We start from the raw sequence: 5,384 nt of genomic DNA on the forward strand, positions 1-5,384 counted from the left end.
TGGTGTGTGGTTGTTCTTTGAGAACTCAACAGGGTGCTTGATAAGCCAGTGCCAAATTTGTTTGATTCCCGGGCTGGCCAGTTTTTCTGGTTGGTTTGGATTCCTTTGGCAACAATTTTGTTTGTTGTCGGGATGGATTTTCCTTCAGGTTTTTGTTGGAGAGTTTGATCCTGGCTCAGGACGAACGCTGGCGGCGTGCTTAACACATGCAAGTCGAGCGGAAAGGCCCTTCGGGGTACTCGAGCGGCGAACGGGTGAGTAACACGTGAGCAACCTGCCCTAGGCTTTGGGATAACCCTCGGAAACGGGGGCTAATACCGAATATTCACTTGCTGCCGCATGGTGGTGGGTGGAAAGTTTTTCGGCTTGGGATGGGCTCGCGGCCTATCAGCTTGTTGGTGGGGTGATGGCCTACCAAGGCGACGACGGGTAGCCGGCCTGAGAGGGCGACCGGCCACACTGGGACTGAGACACGGCCCAGACTCCTACGGGAGGCAGCAGTGGGGAATATTGCACAATGGGCGGAAGCCTGATGCAGCGACGCCGCGTGAGGGATGACGGCCTTCGGGTTGTAAACCTCTTTCAGCAGGGACGAAGCGCAAGTGACGGTACCTGCAGAAGAAGCGCCGGCCAACTACGTGCCAGCAGCCGCGGTAAGACGTAGGGCGCGAGCGTTGTCCGGATTTATTGGGCGTAAAGAGCTCGTAGGCGGCTTGTCGCGTCGACTGTGAAAACCCGTGGCTCAACTGCGGGCCTGCAGTCGATACGGGCAGGCTAGAGTTCGGTAGGGGAGACTGGAATTCCTGGTGTAGCGGTGAAATGCGCAGATATCAGGAGGAACACCGGTGGCGAAGGCGGGTCTCTGGGCCGATACTGACGCTGAGGAGCGAAAGCGTGGGGAGCGAACAGGATTAGATACCCTGGTAGTCCACGCTGTAAACGTTGGGCGCTAGGTGTGGGGGGCCTCTCCGGTTCTCTGTGCCGCAGCTAACGCATTAAGCGCCCCGCCTGGGGAGTACGGCCGCAAGGCTAAAACTCAAAGGAATTGACGGGGGCCCGCACAAGCGGCGGAGCATGCGGATTAATTCGATGCAACGCGAAGAACCTTACCTGGGTTTGACATCGCCGGAAATCTCACAGAGATGTGGGGTCCTTCGGGGCCGGTGACAGGTGGTGCATGGCTGTCGTCAGCTCGTGTCGTGAGATGTTGGGTTAAGTCCCGCAACGAGCGCAACCCTCGTCCCATGTTGCCAGCAATTCGGTTGGGGACTCATGGGAGACTGCCGGGGTCAACTCGGAGGAAGGTGGGGATGACGTCAAGTCATCATGCCCCTTATGTCCAGGGCTTCACGCATGCTACAATGGCCGGTACAATGGGCTGCGATACCGTGAGGTGGAGCGAATCCCAAAAAGCCGGTCTCAGTTCGGATCGGGGTCTGCAACTCGACCCCGTGAAGTCGGAGTCGCTAGTAATCGCAGATCAGCAACGCTGCGGTGAATACGTTCCCGGGCCTTGTACACACCGCCCGTCACGTCACGAAAGTCGGCAACACCCGAAGCCGGTGGCCCAACCCTTGTGGAGGGAGCCGTCGAAGGTGGGGCTGGCGATTGGGACGAAGTCGTAACAAGGTAGCCGTACCGGAAGGTGCGGCTGGATCACCTCCTTTCTAAGGAGCACCATCCGGCGAAAGCTGGTATGGAGCCCGCACTGTCCGAATGTGATGGTGGGGTGCTCAATTGGCGGAGACACTGGCGAGTCGGCGCCGGCAACGGCCGGAATTTTTCCTAGTACAGCCACTGTGGTGGTGGGAACGGGTGTTCTGGTGCGGCTGGTGGTTGGCGGATAGCACCCTGTTGGGTCCTGAAGGAACAACCGTTGGTTGTCTTTCAGAGGCTGTGAGCGGCGTTCCTGTTGTGGGGATGGTCGCCGGCTGCCAGGCATGGCCTGGCCTCGCATACCGGATGTTGCCCTGTTGTGGGTGGTGTTGCTGGTGTGGGGTGGTGGGTTGTGGGTTGGTTGTTTGTTGAGAATTGCACAGTGGACGCGAGCATCTTTGTGGTCAAGTTGTCAAGGGCGAACGGTGGATGCCTTGGCACCAGGAGCCGATGAAGGACGTGGGAGGCCGCGATAGGCCTGGGGGAGCTGTCAACCGAGCTGTGATCCCAGGGTGTCCGAATGGGGTAACCCGGCATCAGTCATGTGGTGTCACCTGCACCTGAACTCATAGGGTGTGTGGAGGGAACGCGGGGAAGTGAAACATCTCAGTACCCGTAGGAAGAGAAAACAATAGTGATTCCGTGAGTAGTGGCGAGCGAAAGCGGATTGAGGCTAAACCGGTTGCGTGTGATACCTGTCAGGGGTTGCGTGGTCGGGGTTGTGGGACCCTGCTACACGAGCTGACACTCGTGTGAGGAGTTATAAAGCCAGTTGTTAGCTGAATGGTCTGGAAAGGCTGACCGTAGACGGTGATAGTCCGGTAGGTTAAAGCAGCTGGTCTTCTGTGGGTGTTCCCGAGTAGCGGCGGACTCCTGAAATCTGCCGTGAATCTGCCAGGACCACCTGGTAAGCCTAAATACTTCCTGGTGACCGATAGCGGACGAGTACCGTGAGGGAATGGTGAAAAGTACCCCGGGAGGGGAGTGAAATAGTACCTGAAACCGTTCGCCTACAATCCGTCGGAGCCTTTAGGGGTGACGGCGTGCCTTTTGAAGAATGAGCCTGCGAGTTAGTGGCATGTGGCGAGGTTAACCCGTGTGGGGGAGCCGTAGCGAAAGCGAGTCTGAAGAGGGCGTTTGAGTCGCATGTTCTAGACCCGAAGCGGAGTGATCTAGCCATGGGCAGGCTGAAGCGCGGGTAAGACCGTGTGGAGGGCCGAACCCACCAACGTTGAAAAGTTGGGGGATGACCTGTGGTTAGGGGTGAAAGGCCAATCAAACTCCGTGATAGCTGGTTCTCCCCGAAATGCATTTAGGTGCAGCGTCGCGTGTTTCTTGCCGGAGGTAGAGCACTGGATGGTCTAGGGGGCCTACAAGCTTACCGAAATCAGCCAAACTCCGAATGCCGGTAAGTGAGAGCGCGGCAGTGAGACTGCGGGGGATAAGCTTCGTAGTCGAGAGGGAAACAGCCCAGATCACCAGCTAAGGCCCCTAAGCGTGTGCTAAGTGGAAAAGGATGTGGGGTCGCATAGACAACCAGGAGGTTGGCTTAGAAGCAGCCACCCTTTAAAGAGTGCGTAATAGCTCACTGGTCAAGTGGTTCCGCGCCGACAATGTAGCGGGGCTCAAGCACACCGCCGAAGCTGTGGCACTCACACAATGACTTCGCTGGCGCCTTCGGGTGTTGGTGCAGGTGTGTGGGTGGGTAGGGGAGCGTCGTGCCGGGGGTGAAGCAGCAGGGTGACCTAGTTGTGGACGCGGCACGAGTGAGAATGCAGGCATGAGTAGCGAAAGAAGGGTGAGAAACCCTTCCGCCGGATGACCAAGGGTTCCAGGGCCAGGTTAATCCGCCCTGGGTGAGTCGGGACCTAAGGCGAGGCCGAGAGGCGTAGTCGATGGACAACGGGTTGATATTCCCGTACCCGCGAAGGAGCGTCCCTGATGAACCTCGTTGTGCTAACCACCCAAACCATCCAAGACCTTCGGGTTGAGGGTGGGGAGCGTGGGAACCTGGCGGGTAGTAGTCAAGCGATGGGGTGACGCAGGAAGGTAGCTGAGCCCGGCCGGTGGTTGTGCCGGGGTAAGCGTGTAGGCCGCACCATAGGCAAATCCGTGGTGCACAGGGCTGAGACGTGATGCCGAGCCGATTCAGGTGAAGTCAGTGATCCTATGCTGCCGAGAAAAGCCTCTAGCGAGTTCTGAGCGGCCCGTACCCCAAACCGACACAGGTGGTCAGGTAGAGAATACCGAGGCGATCGGGCGAACTGTGGTTAAGGAACTCGGCAAATTGCCCCCGTAACTTAGGGAGAAGGGGGGCCGGAGACGTGAAGCCCCGCGCGGGTGGAGCGTTGTATGGCCGCAGAGAGCAGGGGGAAGCGACTGTTTACTAAAAACACAGGTCCATGCGAAGAAGTAATTCGATGTATATGGACTGACGCCTGCCCGGTGCTGGAACGTTAAGGGGACCTGTTAGCTCTTCGGGGCGAAGCGGAGAACTTAAGCGCCAGTAAACGGCGGTGGTAACTATAACCATCCTAAGGTAGCGAAATTCCTTGTCGGGTAAGTTCCGACCTGCACGAATGGCGTAACGACTTCCCCACTGTCTCAACCACAGGCCCGGCGAAATTGCAGTACGAGTAAAGATGCTCGTTACGCGCGGCAGGACGGAAAGACCCCGGGACCTTTACTATAGCTTGACATTGGTATTTGAGTCGGCTTGTGTAGGATAGGTGGGAGCCGGTGAAACCTATACGCCAGTATGGGTGGAGGCAATCTTGAAATACCACTCTGGTTGATTCGGGTATCTAACTTCGGACCGTTATCCGGTTCAGGGACAGTGTCTGGTGGGTAGTTTAACTGGGGCGGTTGCCTCCTAAAGGGTAACGGAGGCGCCCAAAGGTTCCCTCAGCCTGGTTGGCAATCAGGTGTTGAGTGCAAGTGCACAAGGGAGCTTGACTGTGAGACTGACGGGTCGAGCAGGGACGAAAGTCGGGACTAGTGATCCGGCACTTGCGTGTGGAAGCGGTGTCGCTCAACGGATAAAAGGTACCCCGGGGATAACAGGCTGATCTTCCCCAAGAGTCCATATCGACGGGATGGTTTGGCACCTCGATGTCGGCTCGTCGCATCCTGGGGCTGTAGCAGGTCCCAAGGGTTGGGCTGTTCGCCCATTAAAGCGGTACGCGAGCTGGGTTTAGAACGTCGTGAGACAGTTCGGTCCCTATCCGCCGTGCGCGTAGGATACTTGAGAAGGGCTGTCCCTAGTACGAGAGGACCGGGACGGACGAACCTCTGGTGTGCCAGTTGTCCCGCCAGGGGCACGGCTGGTTAGCTACGTTCGGAAGGGATAACCGCTGAAAGCATCTAAGCGGGAAGCCTGCTTCAAGATGAGGTATCCCACTACCCTTCGGGGTGGGTAAGGCCCCCAGCTAGACGACTGGGTTGATAGGCCGGAAATGTAAGCCCGGTAACGGGTTCAGTTGACCGGTACTAATAGGCCGAGGACTTGCTCACAAAGATTCTGCTCGCGTCCACTGTGTAACTCACAACAAACAAACAACACCCCGACAAGCAATGTTGGTGTTGGTGTTGTTTGACATGTTGATAAGGTTACGGCGGTCATGGCGGAGGGGAAACGCCCGGTCTCATTCCGAACCCGGAAGCTAAGCCCTCCAGCGCCGATGGTACTGCACCCGGGAGGGTGTGGGAGAGTAGGACACCGCCGGACA

At 57.6% G+C, this 5,384-nt stretch carries 3 rRNA genes; all 3 read left to right on the plus strand.

The annotated features are described in order from the left end of the window. Positions 1-152 precede the first annotated feature (152 nt). The 3 genes from AB0J93_RS30025 to rrf all read left to right on the plus strand — a co-directional run bounded on the left by AB0J93_RS30025 (position 153) and on the right by rrf (position 5,383). Positions 153-1,667, plus strand: a 16S ribosomal RNA gene (locus AB0J93_RS30025). A 391-nt stretch (positions 1,668-2,058) separates the two neighbouring features. Next, a 23S ribosomal RNA gene (locus AB0J93_RS30030) occupies positions 2,059-5,169 on the plus strand. Positions 5,170-5,266: 97 nt separating this feature from the next. After that, positions 5,267-5,383, plus strand: a 5S ribosomal RNA gene (gene rrf, locus AB0J93_RS30035). The 16S, 23S and 5S rRNA genes sit together here, the layout of an rRNA operon. Position 5,384 lies beyond the last annotated feature (1 nt).

Origin of the sequence: Micromonospora sp. NPDC049374 (assembly GCF_040677165.1) — a bacterium.
Lineage (GTDB): Bacteria > Actinomycetota > Actinomycetes > Mycobacteriales > Micromonosporaceae > Micromonospora.